This window comes from Bacillus sp. EB01 (assembly GCF_000613125.1).
GTDB lineage: Bacteria > Bacillota > Bacilli > Bacillales > Cytobacillaceae > Bacillus_D.
Genome location: NZ_HG964497.1, coordinates 2,289,018 through 2,308,640 on the forward strand (window position 1 = coordinate 2,289,018; position 19,623 = coordinate 2,308,640).

General features: G+C 36.5%; 24 protein-coding genes. 20 read left to right on the forward strand and 4 right to left on the reverse strand.

All coding sequences use genetic code 11. The annotated features are described in order from the left end of the window. Positions 1-15 precede the first annotated feature (15 nt). From TY16_RS10385 to TY16_RS10395, 3 genes are all read left to right on the forward strand, one after another. Positions 16-393: a nuclear transport factor 2 family protein gene (locus TY16_RS10385; protein ID WP_043931835.1), complete on the forward strand. Its 378-nt coding sequence runs from the start codon at positions 16-18 to the stop codon at positions 391-393. A 107-nt stretch (positions 394-500) separates the two neighbouring features. Continuing rightward, entirely contained in the window at positions 501-1,202 is a 702-nt protein-coding gene (locus TY16_RS10390; RefSeq protein WP_231505595.1) for a nucleotidyltransferase domain-containing protein, read from the forward strand. A 111-nt stretch (positions 1,203-1,313) separates the two neighbouring features. Next, positions 1,314-1,625: a hypothetical protein gene (locus TY16_RS10395; protein WP_043931837.1), complete on the forward strand. Its 312-nt coding sequence runs from the start codon at positions 1,314-1,316 to the stop codon at positions 1,623-1,625. Positions 1,626-1,838: 213 nt separating this feature from the next. Here TY16_RS10395 and TY16_RS10400 read toward each other — a convergent pair whose 3' ends face one another. Further along, complete coding sequence (locus TY16_RS10400) at positions 1,839-2,210, reverse strand: VOC family protein (protein ID WP_043931838.1); 372 nt, start codon at positions 2,208-2,210, stop codon at positions 1,839-1,841. Between the two features lie 186 nt (positions 2,211-2,396). Between TY16_RS10400 and TY16_RS10405 the strand changes: the two genes are divergently transcribed. From TY16_RS10405 to TY16_RS10435, 7 genes are all read left to right on the forward strand, one after another. Beyond that, positions 2,397-2,870: an 8-oxo-dGTP diphosphatase gene (locus TY16_RS10405; protein ID WP_081772948.1), complete on the forward strand. Its 474-nt coding sequence runs from the start codon at positions 2,397-2,399 to the stop codon at positions 2,868-2,870. Positions 2,871-2,985: 115 nt separating this feature from the next. After that, positions 2,986-3,459: a hypothetical protein gene (locus TY16_RS10410; RefSeq protein WP_155922207.1), complete on the forward strand. Its 474-nt coding sequence runs from the start codon at positions 2,986-2,988 to the stop codon at positions 3,457-3,459. 71 nt (positions 3,460-3,530) lie between these two features. Continuing rightward, a complete protein-coding gene (locus TY16_RS10415) occupies positions 3,531-4,067 on the forward strand; it encodes a dihydrofolate reductase family protein (protein ID WP_043931840.1) in 537 nt (178 codons plus the stop codon). 548 nt (positions 4,068-4,615) lie between these two features. Further along, a complete protein-coding gene (locus TY16_RS10420) occupies positions 4,616-4,981 on the forward strand; it encodes a GntR family transcriptional regulator (protein ID WP_043931841.1) in 366 nt (121 codons plus the stop codon). 22 nt (positions 4,982-5,003) lie between these two features. After that, on the forward strand, positions 5,004-5,693 hold the full coding sequence (locus TY16_RS10425) for an ATP-binding cassette domain-containing protein (RefSeq protein ID WP_043931842.1): 690 nt from the start codon (positions 5,004-5,006) through the stop codon (positions 5,691-5,693). Continuing rightward, positions 5,690-6,523 (forward strand): hypothetical protein, encoded by an 834-nt coding sequence (locus TY16_RS10430; protein ID WP_043931843.1) that lies wholly within the window; start codon positions 5,690-5,692, stop codon positions 6,521-6,523. The genes TY16_RS10425 and TY16_RS10430 overlap by 4 nt, the downstream gene beginning before the upstream one ends. Positions 6,524-6,538: 15 nt before the next feature. Next, the gene (locus TY16_RS10435; protein ID WP_043931844.1) at positions 6,539-7,744 is read left to right on the forward strand and encodes a hypothetical protein; all 1,206 of its coding nucleotides are present in this window, start codon (positions 6,539-6,541) and stop codon (positions 7,742-7,744) included. 139 nt (positions 7,745-7,883) lie between these two features. On the opposite strand, the gene TY16_RS25665 is transcribed toward TY16_RS10435, so the two are convergent. Beyond that, positions 7,884-8,060 (reverse strand): twin-arginine translocase TatA/TatE family subunit, encoded by a 177-nt coding sequence (locus tag TY16_RS25665; RefSeq protein ID WP_081772949.1) that lies wholly within the window; start codon positions 8,058-8,060, stop codon positions 7,884-7,886. A gap of 209 nt (positions 8,061-8,269) precedes the next feature. Here TY16_RS25665 and TY16_RS10440 point away from each other — a divergent pair, with 209 nt between their 5' ends. Beyond that, on the forward strand, positions 8,270-8,566 hold the full coding sequence (locus TY16_RS10440; protein ID WP_043931846.1) for a TIGR04104 family putative zinc finger protein: 297 nt from the start codon (positions 8,270-8,272) through the stop codon (positions 8,564-8,566). Between the two features lie 411 nt (positions 8,567-8,977). Here the strand turns inward: TY16_RS10440 and TY16_RS10445 are convergent, their stop codons facing one another. Further along, the gene (locus tag TY16_RS10445) at positions 8,978-10,177 is read right to left on the reverse strand and encodes an MFS transporter (RefSeq protein WP_043931847.1); all 1,200 of its coding nucleotides are present in this window, start codon (positions 10,175-10,177) and stop codon (positions 8,978-8,980) included. 232 nt (positions 10,178-10,409) lie between these two features. On the opposite strand from TY16_RS10445, the gene TY16_RS10450 reads away from it, so the two are divergent. The 9 genes from TY16_RS10450 (at position 10,410) to TY16_RS10490 (ending at position 18,011) form a co-directional block, all read left to right on the forward strand. Further along, the gene (locus tag TY16_RS10450; protein WP_043931849.1) at positions 10,410-11,102 is read left to right on the forward strand and encodes a DUF2711 family protein; all 693 of its coding nucleotides are present in this window, start codon (positions 10,410-10,412) and stop codon (positions 11,100-11,102) included. A 41-nt stretch (positions 11,103-11,143) separates the two neighbouring features. Beyond that, entirely contained in the window at positions 11,144-11,764 is a 621-nt protein-coding gene (locus tag TY16_RS10455; RefSeq protein WP_231505596.1) for a hypothetical protein, read from the forward strand. 170 nt (positions 11,765-11,934) lie between these two features. Beyond that, positions 11,935-12,666, forward strand: coding sequence for an ABC transporter ATP-binding protein (locus TY16_RS10460; protein ID WP_043931850.1), 732 nt, complete (start codon positions 11,935-11,937; stop codon positions 12,664-12,666). Continuing rightward, a complete protein-coding gene (locus tag TY16_RS10465; RefSeq protein WP_043931851.1) occupies positions 12,663-13,409 on the forward strand; it encodes an ABC transporter permease in 747 nt (248 codons plus the stop codon). The genes TY16_RS10460 and TY16_RS10465 overlap by 4 nt, the downstream gene beginning before the upstream one ends. Positions 13,410-13,563: 154 nt before the next feature. Beyond that, positions 13,564-13,947, forward strand: coding sequence for a VOC family protein (locus tag TY16_RS10470; RefSeq protein ID WP_043931853.1), 384 nt, complete (start codon positions 13,564-13,566; stop codon positions 13,945-13,947). A 257-nt stretch (positions 13,948-14,204) separates the two neighbouring features. Beyond that, positions 14,205-15,359 carry a pyridoxal-phosphate-dependent aminotransferase family protein gene (locus TY16_RS10475; protein WP_043931854.1) on the forward strand — a complete coding sequence of 385 codons (1,155 nt, stop codon included), beginning with the start codon at positions 14,205-14,207 and terminating at the stop codon, positions 15,357-15,359. A 328-nt stretch (positions 15,360-15,687) separates the two neighbouring features. Beyond that, positions 15,688-15,885: a hypothetical protein gene (locus tag TY16_RS10480; RefSeq protein ID WP_043931855.1), complete on the forward strand. Its 198-nt coding sequence runs from the start codon at positions 15,688-15,690 to the stop codon at positions 15,883-15,885. A gap of 680 nt (positions 15,886-16,565) precedes the next feature. After that, the gene (locus TY16_RS10485; RefSeq protein ID WP_155922208.1) at positions 16,566-17,189 is read left to right on the forward strand and encodes a hypothetical protein; all 624 of its coding nucleotides are present in this window, start codon (positions 16,566-16,568) and stop codon (positions 17,187-17,189) included. 240 nt (positions 17,190-17,429) lie between these two features. After that, positions 17,430-18,011: an O-methyltransferase gene (locus TY16_RS10490; protein WP_043931857.1), complete on the forward strand. Its 582-nt coding sequence runs from the start codon at positions 17,430-17,432 to the stop codon at positions 18,009-18,011. 148 nt (positions 18,012-18,159) lie between these two features. On the opposite strand, the gene TY16_RS10495 is transcribed toward TY16_RS10490, so the two are convergent. Beyond that, the gene (locus TY16_RS10495; protein WP_043931858.1) at positions 18,160-19,329 is read right to left on the reverse strand and encodes an MFS transporter; all 1,170 of its coding nucleotides are present in this window, start codon (positions 19,327-19,329) and stop codon (positions 18,160-18,162) included. Positions 19,330-19,623: the final 294 nt, after the last annotated feature.

The following is a 19,623-nucleotide window of genomic DNA, read 5'->3' on the forward strand; positions in this document are numbered from 1 at the left end:
TAGGGAGGATTGAAATTGAATATTATAAAGGAAGTATTAAATAGCTATTTTGTCGCTTGGAATGAAGGATTCATTAGCAAAAATGGTGATGGAATTAGAGGTTATATGTCAAAGAGTTTTGTAGGGTACTGGGCTCATTCCAATATAGATCATCCTGACCCGTACTATTATGACTATGATCTTAATAGTGTATTGAGCCAAATGAATAATGCTGAAAAAAGTTTTGAAGTTGTTTCAATCACTGAACGTAAAAATGGAGAGGAATATATAATTTTAGGAAGAGAAACAAACATAATAAATGGTGAAGCTTATGCAGCACAATGTATGTTTGTATGGAGAAAAGAAGATAAAGAGTGGAAATTATTGAGAGAATATATTGAGCTGGAAAGGTAGGTTCTTTTTTTACTACCGGGTGCGTTTATCAAGAGAGGGTTCCTCACTTTATTGTTAAAAAGCAGTTTTATATAAAGGAGGGGGAGTATTTGGGGGGCTTTAACAAGTTGGAACCAATTCTAGCGGCACATAAGTTCATTAATAAATCTTTTCCATATTGTGATGGAGCTTTGTTGGCAGGAAGTGTCGTGCGTGGGGAAGCGACAGAAACCTCTGACCTTGACATAATAGTGTTTGATAAAGAAATTGTTTCATCTTATAGGGAATCCATCATTGATTTTGACTGGCATATAGAAGTATTCGTTCATAACTTGATCTCTTATCAAGACTTTTTCGAAAGTGATTATAAACGAGCCAGGCCTTCGTTGCCACGAATGGTTTCAGAAGGTTTGGTCCTTAAAGATAATGGAGTAATTGACTCAATAAAACTCCAGGCGGAACAACTGTTAGCGAAAGGACCAGAAAAATGGTCATTAGAAACAATAGCTACTAAGCGATATTTTATTACAGATACACTTGATGATTTTATTGGCTGCAATGATAGAGCGGAAGGTATATTTATTGCTAATGTATTAGCTGAGCTTGTGAGTGAGTTTGTCTTAAGAACGAATAATAGGTGGATTGGGGCATCGAAGTGGATAATTCGATCTTTAAAACAGTACGATGTTAAGTTTACAGAACAATTTATTATCGCATTTGATATGTTTTATAAAAATGGAGATAAAACAGAAATTATCAAATTAGTTGATGACGTGTTAAATCCATACGGTGGAAGGTTATTTAATGGTTTTTCTATAGGAAAAAAATAGTTTTTATAGAACTAAAGGTGAGTTGATTTATGAAGGATACACCTCTTTTTGAATTTCTTATTGAACAAACATGTTTCTTGTGGAAAATTAAACTGACAAAGGGGATACCTTATGGAAGATTTAATATTGGTATTATATATCTTAATTTTAATTTCGCTTAATGTTCTGTTCTTTACATTGTTTAAAAAAGGAAAATTAAGTCTTATGCTATCAGGCATCATTTTGATGGTACTTGCACCCGTTATTGGTTTTTCTAGTGGTGCTTTATTTTTACATTTCTATGATTGGAGTTCAGGAGGTACAGGAGAAGGTGCAGGCTATGGTGGAGCATTTTTAGGACTATTAACATTAGCTAATGGAGTTCTTATTCTTTTGATTGGGATTATAAATGGGATTCTACATTTCGCGAAAAAAGTGAATTGAGGTTCGTACTCAAGTAACGGGTGGATTGTTCATGAGGTATTAACGCTCTTTTTATTTAATATAAGGAGCAGGTAGGTTTTTTAACATTAGGCTTTGTTAAATAGTATTGTTGTTTTTCAGGCAAAAAATATGGGAACGTCTGATTTGGACATTCCCATTCTTATTCCGTTAAAGCACCCGTTAATCAAATAAGGTAATTTATTTATTATAATCTTACCAGTGTACTTGAAGTTTATTACCATTTGGGTCATAAAAGTGGAAAAAGGCATGACCATTATCTTCTTTTATATCCTCGACCTTAACTTGATTATCAATTAAGTGTTGATGAAATTTAGATAATTCTGGACTTGTAAAGCCAATGCTAAATTCTTGTTCATTATCAATTGTAAAATGTGCAAATGTTTCATCTTCGGTAGGAACTAAGATAAGTAAGAAAGGTCCTTCATTTACTTTTAAAATTGCGAGTTCCTCAGTAATGTTTAGTAACTGGAGCCCTAATACATCTCTATACCATTGTGCAGACAGTTCTAAATCTTTTACAGGAATTCTAATATAATGTACTTGTTCAATAAATGATTTACTCATAGTCTTCTCTCCTTTATTTAATCTGGTATATCAAATAGTTCCCTTTCTATATACCTTTTTCCTTCCGATTATTGAATTAACCTGCCCTTTAACGGAACAATAAACTTCCTATTATTCGGCGTTCGAGCAAATCAAATAAAAATATTATTCTTTAACAAAGCCTAACATTAAAAAAAGGGAGAAAATATGAGCAATATAATCAACTATAAAATGTGGACTGTTTGTATGATTCAAGATGGCGATAAAGTCTTGCTTCTGAATAGGCAACACGATCATTTCAAAGGATTTATTCCTCCAGGAGGCAAAGTTGAATTTCCTGAAAGTATAGTGGAAAGTGCAATAAGAGAGGTGAAAGAAGAAACTGGGTTGGAAGTTAGAAACCTTAGATTTAAAGGAATTTATGAATATGTTAACCCGGTCGCAAATGATAGATATATGATATTCAATTACATTACAAAGGATTTCAATGGGGATCTCCTTGAAGAAACACCTGAAGGAAAAGCGGTTTGGGTTAATATTGAAGATGTAGACAAGTTACCTATGCAAACATCAATTCGTAGAAGGTTTCCATTTTTCTTTAAAGAGGGCATATTTGAAATTCAAGTAGAATGGAACCATGAAGAGAATAAAGAGGGTAAAGTTACAATAAGAAATACATAAACAAACTAACTCGTTATTAAACATCGGGGGTAGTTTACTGAAGTGGGTATCAAACGATAATAAAGAATAATAAGAGTTGAGACTGCAAAAAAGGGGGGGGATAATGCGTAGTTTCATGGTCCTTTTGCTAGGGTTTGGATTGTTTTTCGGAGGTTGCTCAAATAAAGAAGGTATTAAAGAAGTCGAGGCTTATAAGGCAGAAGATGTATCCTTTGAAGATGAAACAGGCAGAGTGACAATCTTATTTGAGGATCCTTTCATCGATGAGGGTGAGATTACTGATGGGATTTTTAATGTAATCGTATTAGCAAAAGGTTTAGATCCTACTGCCAACTACGATATTTCACTTAGGGGAGATAATAACCAAGGAGTTAATTTTGGACCTAAAGAAAATGTTGAGTTGCGGTTTGGAACTATTGTTGGAGAAACCTTGTTTCAGCCTAATCAGCAAGGAGAGCTGTTTGTTTCAATGAAGAACCCTTTAAGAATTATTTCGAAAGCAAAAGAAATTCGAGTTATTGTTTCTGAAGATGGAAAAGAGGTTTTAAGAACTGAACCTTTTAAAGTGTCGAAAAAAACTCCGCAATAGAGGGAATTCACTTTTCCTTATAGGTACCTACAGACGTGATTATTAATATTTTTAGGAAAAAGAGGAGACTTATGAGTAAAAATAGAAAAGTGGTTGTGTTTATCGCGCAGAGCCTGGATGGTTATATCGCAACAAAGGATGACTCGTTGGAATGGTTATTTAAGGTGGAAGGCGAAGGTGATAATGGTTATTCAGAGTTTTACGAAACAGTCGATACAATCGTAATGGGGAAAAGGACATTTGATTGGATCATGGAACAGGAGAAAGGCAAGTTCCCTTATCTCAATAAAGAATGTTATGTATTTACGAGGTCACAGTTAGAAGACACAAGCGATGTCACATTCTTGAATGAGGACATCCCAACCTTTATTCAATCTTTAAAAGAAAATGAAGGCAAGGATATCTGGATAGTTGGCGGCGGAGATTTACTACAAACGTTTTTTAAGGAAAAACTAGTGGATGAAATGATTGTGACCATTGCCCCAACTATTATCGGAGAGGGGATTCCATTATTCAAAGAAGGAAGTTACCAGCTAGACTTTCATCTAAAATCGGTAAGGACCTTTAATCAATTTGCTGAATTGCATTATGACGTCAAAAAGGCTTAGCTATCAGCTGCGCTACCCTAAAAAGTAGACGCAGCTGTTTGAATCCTGTAGATGTTAACAAGCCTGCAATAAAATTACTTTTCACTCCATTAATCTTCCTAAAGGGCCAAAAATATTTTGCAGGAGACTAAGCGGACCTGGCAGGTTTTCCAGGTAAAAAAGAAAAAAAAGGCTGACAAAGCCAGGAGAACCAAGACCTTTGAGGTAAGCTTATTGTGTTTCTATTCAATAAATCAATAAACTTCAATTTTAAATCACTCCACCAGAAAGTTATGGGATAAACATCTCGCCCTTCCCTTGCACCAGTTTAATCCCCGTATGTTTGTATGTTAATGTTTCCCGTTAAAAAAATTGGGATTTCAGCGGAAATTAATATTATTTAGAATTAAAACTTCTAGAGGGACTGTTGAAAAAATCATTTTTTTCCATTTCCTGAAAAGTTTAGGTTGACGGCTTTAGTGTACTATGTGTATAGTACACATATAAGGTGTATGAACTACTTAGTACATACACCTCTCGCGACGGAAGGAAGATGAGGAGATGTATGTATGAATGTGACCTTTAATAATCGTGACCCGGTATATTTGCAGGTTGTCCGATATTTTAAAGAACAAATTGCCAATGGGGCACTGGAAGCCGGCCAGGATATTCCATCAAGAAGGGATCTGGCTGCCATGCTGAAAATTAACCCAAATACAGCCCAAAAGGCTTATAAGGAAATGGAGGACCAGAATTTGATCCATACTGAACGAAATTTTCCAAGCAGGGTTACCACCGATACAAACGTTTTAAATTCGGTGAGGGAGGAGCTTCTGACAGAGGCGGTTGACTCATTCTTAACTTCTGTGAAGCACATTAACGTGCCTTTGGATGAACTATTGAACCTGATAAAGGATAAATATCAGTCAAATTAACGGGAAGAGGGGGACTGGAAATATGATTTCTGTACAAAATGTTGTAAAAAAATACAAGCGAAAAACCGTACTGGATGGGGTTTCTTTTACGGCGAATAAAGGTGAAATCACTTGCCTAATCGGAATAAATGGGGTTGGCAAGACAACTACCTTGAAAGCGATAATGGGTCTGACACCAATCAACAGCGGCCAAATCCTGCTGGATGATGAAAAACTCAGTAAGGATAGCTATGAGAAGATTACCTTCATTCCTGATGCCATCACTATGCTACCGCAAATGACGATCCACGATTCAATCGTATTCATGGAAGACTTCTACAAAAGTTGGAACAATGAGCGTGCTGCCGACCTACTCAATTTCTTCAGGCTGAAACGTGAAATGCGGATCGGGGATTTGTCAAAGGGGAACACAGCAAAGGTAAACCTGCTTCTTGGACTTGCTCTTGATGTGGATTATGTATTGATGGACGAACCATTTTCCGGGATTGATATTTTCAGCCGGGAACAGATTGCAGAAGTGTTTACCTCTCATTTGATCGAAGGCAGAGGAGTTATTATCACCACCCATGAAATTAACGATATAGAACACTTGATTGATAAAGCAGTCTTAATAGATGATGGCAAGGTACATAAGGAGTTTGGGGCGGAAGATATTCGCCTGAGAGAAGGAAAGTCTGTAATCGATGTGATGAGAGAGGTGTATAGAGCATGAATCGTTATTACAAATTAGTCAATTTCGAAATCAACCGGTTTTTTAAACTATATGTTTCTCTACTGGTAATTTTGGTGGTTACAGAATTTGCTGGGGTTATTTCCATCTCCAAATGGTATATGAATCAAGCGAATAAACTAATGGTTACGAACTCATTGTCCGCTTCTGAATATGTACATCAATACGGCCAAACCTCATTTGTATCCATTATTGATAGTTTATGGTTCATAGGCCCAATCGGCTTATCCGCAGCAGCTCTGATCTTGTATGTATTTATGATTTGGTATAGGGAATGGAATGGGAAAAATACATTTGTATACCGTTTGTTAATGCTTCCTATCCCGAGATTAACGATATTTTTTGCAAAGGCAACCGCGATATTCCTTATGGTACTTGGCTTAGTTGCAGCACAAATACTGCTCTTTCCTGTACAAAAGATCTTGTTTGAATGGCTTGTCCCTGGTGAATTCAGAATCTTAATGGGCATGAGTGAAACCTTGCAGGCCAGCATGTATGCTTCGATTATTCTGCCTTCCACATTTTCAGAATTCATCCTATTTTACGGTGTAGGTTTTACAGCTTTATTGGTTATCTTTACAGCCATCCTTTTTGAAAGATGCTATCGAGTAAAGGGGATTTTTATAGGAATCATGTATTGCGTTGCAGCATGTACCCTTTTTGCTTCACCTTTCCTGATCATGGTATGGATGAATTACCAGTTCCTTTATCCAATTGAAATTCTATTAATCGAGATTGGACTAATTCTATTAATAGCAGCGGCGTCCATATTGACAAGCAGATTATTACTTAATAAAAAAATCACTGTATAGGGGGATAGAGACAATATGAAACGGTACATAACATCCATTTTACTTTTATCCATTATCGTTCTTAGTATTGGAGCTTTTTATATCCAGTCAGCAGCTTCCGGAAGCCCCCAGTTTTCTTTGAAAAAACAAACTGGCAGCCAGAAAGAGGCAGACCAAGTTAACATTCATGGATCTTATCAAAATAACAACTTCATTGACAACGTTACCATCACTACAAACGGTTCCGAATATAATAAAGAAAATGGTCTTATTGATAAAACTGAAAAACTGTTTTCTGACAACGATGGCCATAAAGACCTTGATAAGAAGTACCGTTCATTCATGAGAGGGAAAACAGGCATGAACTCATTTTACGAGGATGAGGATCACCTAATATTTGGTGATGTTGAGTATCATTTTGGTGAAATGACCAACGATTTTACATTCAATCTTTCCATGCTGGCAAAAGAATCGGAAACGGAAAAAAACTTCAAAATTGATATTCCTAATAAAGAAAAGTATTCATTTATAAGTGTTGAAGATATACAGTTGATTGGAAACAAATTAAAAATACTGACCAGGAACGCGGATTATGACTCTGATAATACAGAAGTACACCTTTACACAATTAACTTTGCTAACAAAGAAGTTGAGGAAGACAAAATCGTAGTCTCAACGGAGAACGGTAAAGAAAATTTACTTACAGATTTGCAACTGCTTAATCAAACCAATACCAGACAGCCAAGCCAGTTTGCTTTCTTTTTCAAAGAAACCTCTAAACAATTTGAAGATGAGGAAAGTACGTTTTCTGAACCTTTAAGTGCCGAGGTAATCATGATTGATTTAGAAATCGGCAAAGAAATTAAAGTTGACGTTCCTAAAGAACTTCAAATGGAACCCCATATATTGCCGTATTACGATAGTGAATTGCTATACTTTACTCAACCGGGTGAGAATGGTTTGAAACTCGTAACGTACAGCCATAAAGAGGGGAGAATTGTAAATGTGATTGAGACAGGGCTTGCAGAATCAGTTGGCTTTCAATTTGCCGTAAAAAACGGAAAGGCTTATATCGTTACAACACCTGAAAGAATCGGACAAAAGCCTTCTTCTGCTCCTTCACTTAAAATTTTAGAAATCAAAACGGGGAACGAACTATATCAGGGAGTTGTTGAGTTGAAGGACCAAGATAAAAATAAAACGGAAGGTTATCTGATGATTGACTGGCTAACTATTGAATAAGTAGCAGAATTGAAAAACGTGCACCCGTCATTAAACAGGTGCACGTTTTCATTATTGGGTACGTTAAAATGAAGCCGTCCATAGAAACGAACTATGTTGGTTACTAATGATCGCTTTTCATGGTACTTTTTTAGAACATCTATTTTTCCTTGATTTCTTTTTTAATTTCTTCAGTAAGCCCTTCCGAGGCGCGCTTAAACTCGCGGATTGAACTTCCTACAGCACGGCCGATCTCTGGCAATTTATTCGGACCGAACACGATCAGGGCAACGATAAGAATCAGAATCATTCCCGGTACACCGATATTGGATAACATTATTTCATCTCCCAGTGAGAATTTCATGCGTGTAATACAATGTCAGTATACCTCTTTTTTTAAAAGGGGACTAGTATTTAGAAGTAACAGGTTCTGTTTGGCGGAGAAAATTATTGAATCGAATTAGCATTAATAATCGTATATAAATATAAACAATTAACTTTTATAGGTTTGAATACAACAAAAACGATGTTTAAGGAGGGGGAAGTATGCAAAAATGTGAAAACTGTAAATCACCATTTAGCTGGAGGAAAATCTATAAATCCCTTTCGTGGTTTTATAAACCAATTGAATGTGACAACTGCGGTACTAAACATAAGATAACCATGTTTAGTAGGAGTACAGTTGCAGCCATTTCTACTTTACCAATTTTCATAGTTTTTCATTTCCTTTCTCCTTCTAATAACGGCTATGTAAACATTGGTATAGGAGCCATTATATCAATTGTTGGTGTAATGCTCGCTCCATATATTGTTCGATACAAAGAGAATGGAGAGGAATTGTAACAAAGTAAACAAGCGCTTTAATTGAAGAGGGAATCATTCTCTAGCGGCCCTCCACTTTATATTCCATATGAACTATAAAAAAAGACCGACAAGGATTACTGTCGGTCTTTTCGTTGTATAAAATGAAAATTTCCTTTCATTCTTTACACCAGAAGAAGATGACGGATACTCAAGCGGAACCTCTTTAACTTTTTCTTTTATCCACTCCTAACCGGTAAGCCCTAGCTTTTCGGAGTACGATGTGTGAAATCGAAATTATATGAGCCATTTCAACACTGATATGAGCATTTAGACAATTACTGGAAAAAGCCTGATGCAAACATCCTTGAATAGGGGCGCCCAAGCCACTATTTACTATGGGTAACCCCAGTTAGTTATGGTTTCTCACCTTCGTATGCAAGTATGGTCCGTTCAGGATGGTTTTTCCTTATGAGCTGCTAATGCAACTGTTTTCCTGCTCCCAACTAGATACAGTAACAAAATAATAATCATAAAAGCAGCGGAATAAGTAAATGTCATCCCGTACCCAACATTTTTTGCCAAGAAACCGAGCCCTACTGAGCCAATGGCCAAACCGAAATCAATAAAGATAAGCAGCATGGAATTGGCCGTTGCTTTTTTCTCTGCTGGAACAAGCGTTAATGCCCAAGCCTGGATAGTTGGATGGATTACCCCATATGCGATTCCAAATAATATTCCTGAAACCCAAACCATAACCATACCAGTAGAAAAGCCCAATAAGACCAAACCCGCCGCACCGGAGACAGCGGCCGGAATAATAAGAATCCTATGGCCCCATCTGTCAAAAATTTTACCAGAGAAGAACCGTACTAATACCATCGCAATCCCTTGTGCAATAAAAAACTGTGAAATCTTTCCGCCAACATCGATCTCTTTTCCAAACGCTCCTATAAAGTTGACTGTTCCTGCAATCGCCATATAATTAAGTGCCACCAAAATAGATGGAAGGAGAACACGCTTATCGAACATGTACTTATAGAAAGGTTCTTTCTTTGTCTCCTGTGGGCTTTCCTTTTCTTTTTTAACCGTATTTTTCACAAAAAAACTGCACACAAGTGAAAAGGCCATAAGCCCGAGAGTTAAAAGCATCATCGAATTAAATGAAAAATTAGCAAGATAAGAAATTGCAATTAGTGGTCCCATTGTCGTCCCCACGCTTGTAGACATTGCGAAAAACACAATACCCTCACCTAAGCGGGATTTAGGAACAATATTACTTGATATCGTGAAGACTAAAATCGTAAGCATACTAAAGCCAATACCTTGCAGTGCCCGAATCAATATTAAAAAAACGATGGAGTCGTTTACAAAAGTAAGGGCAATAGTACCTATAAAATAGATAAGGGAAATAATGAGGAGGAATTTCATATTAACTTTTTGGATAATCACACTGGCAAAGAAGCGGGTAACCAACGATGCTAACATTAAGGTCGTTGTCATGATTCCTGCAACCGCTGGATTATTAGTTATAGTTGATACGAAAATTGGAAAACCCGCAGTAATCATATAAAAAGAAGCGAACATGACTAAAGACAATAAAATAATAATGACATATTGATTAGTCCATAATTTAGGTTTAATTTTCCTCATAGATATAGTACCGCCTTCCAAGGCTATTTCTATAAATAGTGATGAATTTATTGTTACCGTATTATTTATAAATATTTGAAGTAGTTTTTGCTTTGTAGAAAAAGTTCATGTATATACAGGGATGGCTCGTTTATGGAAGTTTTATTCCAGGGAGGATTCAGGCTTTATTTGGTGAATTGTTACTGTAGAAATTCCTGTGGAGAATTTACTGAATAAGAAACAGGGGGAGAAAATGTCGGATACAATAATGTTGCCTGAGCCTCATAAGTATGCAGTTTGTGCCAGTGAAGATATACCAATTAAGGAATTTTATAATGGAGTCTTTGAGGAGATCTTTATCTTTTATCACCCTTTTATAAATCCGAAAACAATCGATTGGAAAGAAGGCTCTTCCTTCGGGAAAAGTGATATCACTAATCATTGTGAACCAATTACCTGGAAAAACTTCCTTCAATTATCTTCAATTGAAAGTAATAAGAAATTGGACATCGGACTGCGGACATTTATAGGAGGATTAAACAAACAATTTGTTGATGAAGAAACAGCAGAAATAATCCACGATGTTTGTGAAAAAAACAAACTGATCATACCATCTGAAGGGTTTTTTTCAGAACTCCTGCTTAATAAAATTCTAGATGCCCTTAAAAAGGAAGGGCACGAGTGGATATGGTGCGGAGATGAATTTGGTACTGAACGGAAATTGCAACATATCGAGGATTTAATCGAAGACAACTATCCTTTTAGTAATCAGAGAGTCAATTTATTTACACAAGATGCCAGCATTTTACTGACGACACATTGGGACAGCCATTTTTCTCTATTGTGCTCAGACAAAGGGACGGTAAACCGAATAGTAAATTCCTGTGATTTAGAAGGCTTTCATTGTAATGATAAAACCATGATTTATTGGAGTATCCACAACTAAAAAAATACTTCGACAAGTCGATACGTTCAGGGGGAGTGAACATGAGACATAAACAGAAGTTATTATTGAAAATTTCTATTGCTTTCAATATAATTCTTATCGCAATTGTTGCTTGGGGAATTGTAAATTTGTATTTCGTGAACGAGCAAGTTCTTCTAACAGAGGTTCAATATAATTTAGTAGAATTGGAAGGGTTGATCGCAAATCAAAGTGAGAAAAATTGGCCGGAACCGAACTTGGTTACAACTAAGTTAGGAGATGTCCTGAACGGTATTTTACTTGGTAAAACTACTGGTGAACAACTGGGAATCCTTTCAGAGAATGATGAAAAAATCCTTACTAATTTGTATACTAAATTAAATCGTTATCCCAATGATGAATTATATAGTTTTATTGAAGTATCTGAAGAAGGTAAAAAGAATTTTGAAGAATTACGAGAAGTTCTTCGCGAAGCAGGCTTAGGACTGAATATTTCAATAAGTGCAAGTTATGGATTCTTTTATGAAGCAAGCAAAGGAAATAGGAGAGAATGCCAATCCTCCAATAGATTAATAAACGCTCAGGAACAGAAAAAGCAGTGGATTTCATGGCAACCTGAAATTCACTGCTTTTTTATAACTAATCTATGTTTGATACCGAAAATAGAAAGTTATAACTATTAAATTTGAAATAAGTACAATTTGCAAAGGATAGATAAGTGTCCGTCCGAGTTTTTTGGGTAAATACTCCCAATAAGAACCTAATAAGTTTGCACAAAATGGTATTTTACACGTGCGTGTTATGATAAGTATTAGTATCCTACTACATAGAAGAAACGAAAGAGGAATTGCAAATGAATATATCAAAAGAAAAGGCTATCGAACTTGAGCATGTCGATTATTCGGTTGGATCAGTGAATATCATAAAATATATTACAGGCTCCATTTCAAAAGGAAAAATCACGACACTTGTCGGTCCGTCTGGTGCGGGTAAAACCTCATTATTCCGCCTGATTAATGGACTGGTTTCACCGACAAAAGGAGACATACGGATATCGGGGAAAAATATTGAAGAGTACGAACCGACCGAACTTAGAAGAAGTGTCGGCCTCGCGCTGCAAAATGCAACAATGATTAATGGCAATATTTTTAAAAACCTAGCATTGCCACGAACGTTAAAAAAGGAAACACTTTCTGAGGAGGAGGCTGCGGAACTTCTCACATCCGTGGGTTTGGAAAAAGACTTATTGAAGAGAGACGTAAAAGACCTTTCCGGCGGCCAGAGGCAAAAGGTTTCCATTGCGAGAACCCTCGTCAACCGGCCAAAGATTTTATTGCTCGATGAAATTACATCTTCACTTGATCGGGTTTCAAAGCAGGATATCGAGGAACTGATCGTTCGAATCAATAAAGAATTTAACGTTACGATTATGTGGATTACTCATAATCTGGAGCAGGCTATACATATCGGGGATGAGACATGGGTGATTATGGACGGGCAACTCTTGGAATCTGGTGAAAGCAAGCTCCTTCTTGAGCCGCAAAATGAACTGGTAAAACAGTTTGTAAAGGGGGACATCAAATGAGCTACCTGGCATTATCCTTTAGCCTCGTCTTCGTTCTCATTCCACTTTTATTATCAAAGACCTTAAAGCTTGAACTTGAAAAAGATATACTGATCGCTACGATCCGGTCAATTATTCAACTGCTTATCGTCGGATATATCCTGACTTTCGTATTTGAGTCAGATCATATAACCTTTACCATACTCATGGTTGCCCTGATGATTGGTGCAGCAACTCAAAATGCCAGAAAAAAAGGGGCCGCCATTCAAGGGATTACCTGGAAGCTTATCCTAACTTTTGTTTTTATCGAGCTGCTTACGCAGGGTATTTTGCTCGGATTAAACATTACTCCTGCAGAACCACAATATATTATTCCGATAAGCGGGATGGTTGTTGGGAACTCAATGGTTCTCGCGATTCTGTTCTTAAACCGTTTTACCGCAGAAATAGAGGCGAGACATGATGAAACAGAGTTGATTTTAACGCTCGGTGGTACACCAAAGCAAGCTGTTCATATCCCTTTAATTACGTCGATAAAGGCAAGTTTGATTCCTACGATTGAAAGCCAAAAAACAATCGGGCTCGTTCAGCTTCCAGGAATGATGAGCGGTCAAATTATTGGCGGGGCTGATCCGGTTCAAGCAGTACAATTCCAGTTGTTAATTCTGTTCCTTCTGCTTTGTACTGCTGCGGTGACCAGCATAATGCTTGGTTTTCTTTCCTATCCGACATTATTCAATAAACGGATGCAATTAACGCGATAGGAATGAATATTCTTTTCCCAGGATGTTGAATTCATTATTGAAAAAATGGTGTACTTGAAAAAGTACAATAAATTCTGAAGTACGATATTTTTAAAGGTTTTTCTTAAGATTAATAGAATTAGTAAATAAAGCTGAACCAAAGGGTGGTATTTTAATGAATTCAATTGCTTCTCCAATCGCTTGTAAGGTGAATAATGTTTTTATCCATGTCAGCAATCTAGAAAAATCAGCAGAATGGTATAGCGAACTACTTGGAATACCTTTTAATAAAGATAATGTTGCATCTCCAGTTTACAATATCCCTGTTACATCAGAAACTGGACTTACTCTAGATGACCACACTTTCGATCCGAGCTTTAAACTAAAACCTTCAAATCATGTTTTATTTAATTTCTTTGTCAATGATATTGATGAAGCATACGAATTTATTAAAAACAAAGGAATTAAAGTTGTAAAAGAAATTGAGCGTATTGGCGATTTTGCTTATTTTAACTTTGAGGATTTGGATGGAAATGTATTAATGATTTGTAATAATTAAATGCATTGAGCAATGGTTAGAATCCTATCCCATTGCTCTTTTTTCATATTGTGCGAAGTAAATAAATGGTGAAATTAAAATGAATAGCGTTTCTATTATTAATGGATTTAATCGACTGCTTTTTAACGTTCTTATTTTCATATTATGAGGATAATCAACACGGAAGTAGTAAAATATCTTTGTATTCATTTATATAAATTCCTTTTGGTAATTATTATGCTAAACTAATTTTAAGAAAAGAAAATGGAGGGGAATTCATGTATCGAAATATTCTTAGACATCCTGGACCTACTCCAATTCCTAAAAAAGTGGAATTGGCAATGGCCCAAGATATGATTAGTCATCGTACCGAGGAATTTGTCCAGCTATATCGAGAAACGACGCAACGCGTGAAACCTGTCTTCGGGACCCAGCAGGAGATTTTGCTTCTTCCATCAGGCGGGACAGCAGCATTGGAGGCGGCAGTAGTAAATACGGTTTCTCCTGGAGATGAAGTTGTTGTCATCACAGTAGGAGCCTTTGGGGATTATTTCGTTTCAATATGCGAGAAAAATGGTTTGAAAGTACATAAACTAGCTAAAAATTGGGGTGAAGCTTGCACAAAGGAAGACCTGATTGAGTTTTTGAAACCGCTATCTAATGTTAAGGCAGTTTTTGCGACGTATAATGAAACGTCTACAGGAATCTTAAACCCTATTAAACAATTGGCAGAAGCTGTACACAATCATTCGGATGCCTTATTTATAGTCGATGGAGTAAGCTGTATAGGCGGTGCCCCAGCCGAAATGGATGAATGGGGTATCGATATTTTGGTGACAGGGTCACAAAAAGCGATGATGCTGCCTCCTGGCCTTGCTCTTTTAGCAGTAAGTGAGAGGGCCTGGAAAGTGATAGAGGCCAATCAGACTCATGCGTATTTTTTAAATTTAATAAGCTATCGTGAGTGGGCAGCAAAAGGAATGACGCCTAATACTCCTTCAATTTCGCTCATTAAAGGCCTCTCCGCCGTGTGTGATTTAATTGAGGAGGAAGGAGGATTTTCGAAAACGGTTGAGCGGCACGAGGTCATGAAAAACATGGTTCGGGAAGCTATGAATGCTCTGTCTATCCCACTATTAACAATTGATGAGTTCGCATCACCAACCATTACAGCGATCCGCACCCCAGAGGGAGTGGACTTGGCAGCTTTTTTAGAACATCTGAAAAAGAAATATCACCTCGATTTTGCTGGTGGCCTGGGTAATCTTCAAGGTAAAATTTTCAGATTTGGACATATGGGCTATTGCTTCCCTAGCGATATCCTTCAAGCAGTTTCCCTTATTGAAGCAGGTTTGAAGGATTTCTCCTATCAGTTTGAGCAAGGTGCCGGTGTGAAAGCTGCCCAAAATGTTTTCTTATCCTCCTTAAAATAGAAACATATTTTAAGAGCAGGCTGCTTTTAGTGGAAGCTATACACCTTCAATTTATTATTGTTATAAAGTAAATTTTAAATCACATGAAAAGCAGTGGATTTGATGACTAATCAAATCCACTGCTTTTTAAATTACTTGATCTTGTAATCATAATCTTTGTAAAGATAACACGGTTGATTATAATCAAGGAAGGGTAATTTATAAATGAGGTGAAGAAATGAATATTCATATAACAATTGATGCAAAGAATGAGCTTAAAAAGGTCCTTGGTACCGAACCAAGCATTAAAATCAACGAAACCCGAACAACTGGCTGAGGAGCCACATATGTGTACGAACTTGCTCAGGCTGAGCAGGTAAATAATGAGGAAGTATTTAAAATAGACGATATTTCTGTCTTGATAGACCCTTTGGTTATTAGCCATTTGGAAGATGATATTATCATCGATTATAAACAAAATTACGGCTATATTCTTAAAAATAGTTATGAAGTCTTGACGTTTGGGATGAAGTTAATTAGATCATAAACAGTTAAAAGCCACGGTTGCAGTAACGGAACCGTGGCTTTTCCTGTTTATCAGCCCTTTAAAAAAAGTAAAATTATACCTCCTTGGAAGATAACGAAGAGAAAAATCTCAATTGTTAAATGGAAAGACCTTCACATTTGTTATAATATGGATGAAGTATCATCCTTCTCGGTATGATGAAGGACAGTAAGGCATAATTTATTAGTCTGTTCCCGTCTTCATAAGCGGAATGAAGGACGGTTAGGCATAGTTTTTTAGTCTGTTCCCGTCTTCATAAGTGGAATGAAGGATGGTAAGCCATAATTTTTGGCCTTTTCCAGCTTCATTAGCACGCAGGAAAGATGACAAGTAAAGATCCAAAGCAACGAGCTATATACTACATAATGAGTGAAATAATTTATTCAATCATCTTATATATTCTTGGCACGTCGAAGAGCTCTTAATAAAAACTAAACTAAGTAGTCCTATAGAATGAAGATGAGGATTGGAGATGAAAAGCAATTGAGCTCTATTCGGATAAATTGGATGAAGTTTGGGAGTAGTTTGTGAGCAACAAGTGATTTTGCTGGGCAAAAGCATCCGAGGGTTTATAATTGTGTTTTATCAATCCGGCAAAATACTCCAAGTTCGTTTTGTAGGCATTAAAAGTAATTTTAAGAAAAAGGGGAGAATTAGTGGGAATGTCTAGAAAAAAACAGCGGGATGCGCAAACGCCTGAACAAATCAAGCGTGATCTTGCAAACCGTAAAAGGTTTAGAATAATAATTGGCTTTCTAATTGTAATGAGTATATTTGTTTTGTTAGGTGGAGCTTTTATTTTCATAAAAATATTGTTTATTACCGATCTTTATCAAGCATTTATGTTTGAGTCCATGGGAACTGCTTTCTTATACTTGTCTGCATTAACCCTACTACTCTTTTTCATTTATTCCAGCCTCGTCATCACATTAAAAAATCCCCAAAAAATAAGAAAGACCCAGGTGTTTGCATGGGGCGGGGCGGGGATAATTTTTATAGCCATGGCTGTATTTGTTTATAACCAACTAAGTTCTTTAACAATGAATAGTTTGAAAGATATCCACGATTATAAAAATGGCGTAGCGAAGGTAGAGGATCTTAAAGTTGTGGATGTTTATACCGGCGGCGGCCGCTACACAGATAATGATATAGCATTGATAGAAACCGAAGAACTTGACCATGACCTTACGCTTCTGCTGGACCTATTTCGGCTAGAAGAAGGAAAAACATATCGGTTCACCTACATGGAACGGACCGGGACTATATTAAATATTGAAAATTTGTAGCTTCTTATCAGCTTCTTTTTCATCAAAGAAAAAATTGATATAGAAAAGGCGCCAAATATTGAAATTACTTCAAACTATTTGAAAGTACGAAATTTATTCAGTGAAAGGGAATGCAAAAATAGTCTTAGCCAAAAAAGATAATGGGGAATATGAGGTTTTCGAATAGCTACTATTTTAAATTAAGAAGAACTACTTGAACAAATTAATGTTTATAACATTACTTAATTAAGGGGTAAATCAATGGCCACGACATATCGTTCAAATACATATATTCCAGAATTAGTCCTGGACAGTAAGGAATTAGCTAAAAGAAAGAATTTTGTGCATTCCTGTTCAGATGAAGCCGGAAGACTATTATCAGTTCTCGTTGGACAAATAAAACAAGGGAAAATTCTTGAGATTGGAACAGGTTTTGGTGTAGGGAGTTCTTGGTTACTTTCATCTATTGCTCCAACAGTGAAATTTATTAGTGTGGATCATTCAATAGAGAAAATTGATGCTACTGCTAATCATATTAAACATAACCAAGCGGAATTCATTTGTGGTGATTGGAAAGAGGTTATTCCAAAAGGTCCGTTTCAATTTATTTTTGCCGATGCAGCTGCTGCAAAGACGATTGAGGGAGAGCTGTTGTTCGATACATTAAAAATCGGCGGGATGTTGTTCATGGATGATTTTACTCCTGAAGAGCACTTTCCAGAAGAATGGAGAGGGAAACCCGATAAAGTTAGGGAATATTGGTTAAATCATAGTGGATTGCGGGCAACAGAAATATATTTAACACCAACAAGCTCTGCAATACTAGCAACGAGGATTAAATAATACTAAGATGAAGGATAATTAACATACTTCACCATAAAGGAAGATGAAAATATAGTCAGTCAGTTATCAGAAAAATGATGGACGATGAGGAATTACGCCAGGAGTCAAGTTACTTAATATACTTAAAAAGAACGCAAATTGAACTAACTCAATTTGCGCTCTTTGTTTTATACAAAGTCTTACTCTTGCTGCTAACAGAAAGGACTACAGTAATGAATGAGAAGAAGATTAATATTCCAGCTGCAATTGGGTTAACAGTAATTGAAAGTGTGTCTACTATACCAGCTCCAATAACTGAACCGGCTGCAACACCTAAATGAAGTGCTGAATTATTCAAGCTTTGCTGAATTTCTGATGATTCAGGTGCGTTTTCAATCAGATAAGATTGCATTGCCGGTGAAATCGCCCAACTGAGAATCCCCCATACAATAAGGATTATGAAAAACACTGGAAATACATCTGTTGTATATGGAAATACAAAGAATAGTCCACTAAAAACTGCTAGAGAGATGACCATTGTTTTTCTCGAGCCCAGTAAATCCGCCATTACACCGCCAATTCCACCACCGCATACAGCAGCAAAGCCAAATATTAAATAGATAATACTAATCCAATTAGCATTGAAATTAGTGGTTGCTTCTAAATAAGGTTTAAAGTATGAATACATAATGGAATGACCAGTCATATACAGAAATGTTGTTGTCAGTCCTAATGTGATTTTGTGATTTTTAAATGCTGCAAGCTGTTGCCTTAACGGAATTTGAGGTTTCGGTTCAATACGACCCATTAACAGATGGACACCAATTATTGATAATGCTGTCAGGACCGTGATAAGGACGAAAGGTGCTCTCCATCCAAAACTATTTCCAAGAATCAGTCCGATTGGTACCCCTAATACTAATGAAGCACTTACTCCCATTGAAACAATCCCAATCGCCCTGCCTTTATACTGTTCTCCTGCTAAGCTAGGAGCCATTACCAAACACAGGATGATTAAGAGCGCTCCACTTAAAGCTAAAATAATCCTTCCTATAAACAAAATCGAATAAGTAGGTGCAAATACTGTCACGATACAACCAATTAAAAAGATGTATAAGCAAACTAACATAAGCCGCTTTCTCTCAATTTTGGCTGTCATGACAAGTAAAATGGGTGATGCAACTGCAAATATTAATGCAAAAACAGTTATCAGTAAACCGGCTTGTCCGATGCTTACATTCAAATCCTCAGCAATTAAATCCAAAATGCCACTAATGATCAGTTCAACCATACCGATTACAAAGGAAATGATCATTAAAAAATAAATACGCCTATCCATGTTATCTTCCTTCCTAATTTCCCCTAGTTGAATACTTTTCCTTGATGCAAGTTTGCTCAAGAACAAAATATTAATGTAACATACTCTGCAGGAATTGAAAATATTTTCTTGGAATAGGCTGATATTCTTTAATTTATAGAAATCCCCGGGAGAAACGCTCGATAAGTTGTGTGCGCCAATAAGAGGCGGCCTCTTTTCTTATTCTGTGGAAAAAAGAAGGAATACATTAACCATTATCGAATTATATTCTCCAATGGAATTGTTATATTTTGGAGGTAAAAGTGATTTTTCCGA

What these genes read in the sequence shown, in the direction of transcription:
- TY16_RS10430 (WP_043931843.1), top strand. Translation starts at nt 5,690, where the DNA reads ATGAATCGTTATTACAAATTAGTCAATTTCGAAATCAACCGGTTTTTT.
- TY16_RS10495 (WP_043931858.1), bottom strand. Translation starts at nt 19,329, where the DNA reads ATGGATAGGCGTATTTATTTTTTAATGATCATTTCCTTTGTAATCGGT.
- TY16_RS10485 (WP_155922208.1), top strand. Translation starts at nt 16,566, where the DNA reads ATGTCTAGAAAAAAACAGCGGGATGCGCAAACGCCTGAACAAATCAAG.
- TY16_RS10490 (WP_043931857.1), top strand. Translation starts at nt 17,430, where the DNA reads ATGGCCACGACATATCGTTCAAATACATATATTCCAGAATTAGTCCTG.
- TY16_RS10405 (WP_081772948.1), top strand. Translation starts at nt 2,397, where the DNA reads ATGAGCAATATAATCAACTATAAAATGTGGACTGTTTGTATGATTCAA.
- TY16_RS10420 (WP_043931841.1), top strand. Translation starts at nt 4,616, where the DNA reads ATGAATGTGACCTTTAATAATCGTGACCCGGTATATTTGCAGGTTGTC.
- TY16_RS10465 (WP_043931851.1), top strand. Translation starts at nt 12,663, where the DNA reads ATGAGCTACCTGGCATTATCCTTTAGCCTCGTCTTCGTTCTCATTCCA.
- TY16_RS25665 (WP_081772949.1), bottom strand. Translation starts at nt 8,060, where the DNA reads ATGTTATCCAATATCGGTGTACCGGGAATGATTCTGATTCTTATCGTT.
- TY16_RS10460 (WP_043931850.1), top strand. Translation starts at nt 11,935, where the DNA reads ATGAATATATCAAAAGAAAAGGCTATCGAACTTGAGCATGTCGATTAT.
- TY16_RS10440 (WP_043931846.1), top strand. Translation starts at nt 8,270, where the DNA reads ATGCAAAAATGTGAAAACTGTAAATCACCATTTAGCTGGAGGAAAATC.
- TY16_RS10450 (WP_043931849.1), top strand. Translation starts at nt 10,410, where the DNA reads ATGTCGGATACAATAATGTTGCCTGAGCCTCATAAGTATGCAGTTTGT.
- TY16_RS10410 (WP_155922207.1), top strand. Translation starts at nt 2,986, where the DNA reads ATGGTCCTTTTGCTAGGGTTTGGATTGTTTTTCGGAGGTTGCTCAAAT.
- TY16_RS10435 (WP_043931844.1), top strand. Translation starts at nt 6,539, where the DNA reads ATGAAACGGTACATAACATCCATTTTACTTTTATCCATTATCGTTCTT.
- TY16_RS10475 (WP_043931854.1), top strand. Translation starts at nt 14,205, where the DNA reads ATGTATCGAAATATTCTTAGACATCCTGGACCTACTCCAATTCCTAAA.
- TY16_RS10400 (WP_043931838.1), bottom strand. Translation starts at nt 2,210, where the DNA reads ATGAGTAAATCATTTATTGAACAAGTACATTATATTAGAATTCCTGTA.
- TY16_RS10445 (WP_043931847.1), bottom strand. Translation starts at nt 10,177, where the DNA reads ATGAGGAAAATTAAACCTAAATTATGGACTAATCAATATGTCATTATT.
- TY16_RS10470 (WP_043931853.1), top strand. Translation starts at nt 13,564, where the DNA reads ATGAATTCAATTGCTTCTCCAATCGCTTGTAAGGTGAATAATGTTTTT.
- TY16_RS10415 (WP_043931840.1), top strand. Translation starts at nt 3,531, where the DNA reads ATGAGTAAAAATAGAAAAGTGGTTGTGTTTATCGCGCAGAGCCTGGAT.
- TY16_RS10395 (WP_043931837.1), top strand. Translation starts at nt 1,314, where the DNA reads ATGGAAGATTTAATATTGGTATTATATATCTTAATTTTAATTTCGCTT.
- TY16_RS10425 (WP_043931842.1), top strand. Translation starts at nt 5,004, where the DNA reads ATGATTTCTGTACAAAATGTTGTAAAAAAATACAAGCGAAAAACCGTA.
- TY16_RS10455 (WP_231505596.1), top strand. Translation starts at nt 11,144, where the DNA reads ATGAGACATAAACAGAAGTTATTATTGAAAATTTCTATTGCTTTCAAT.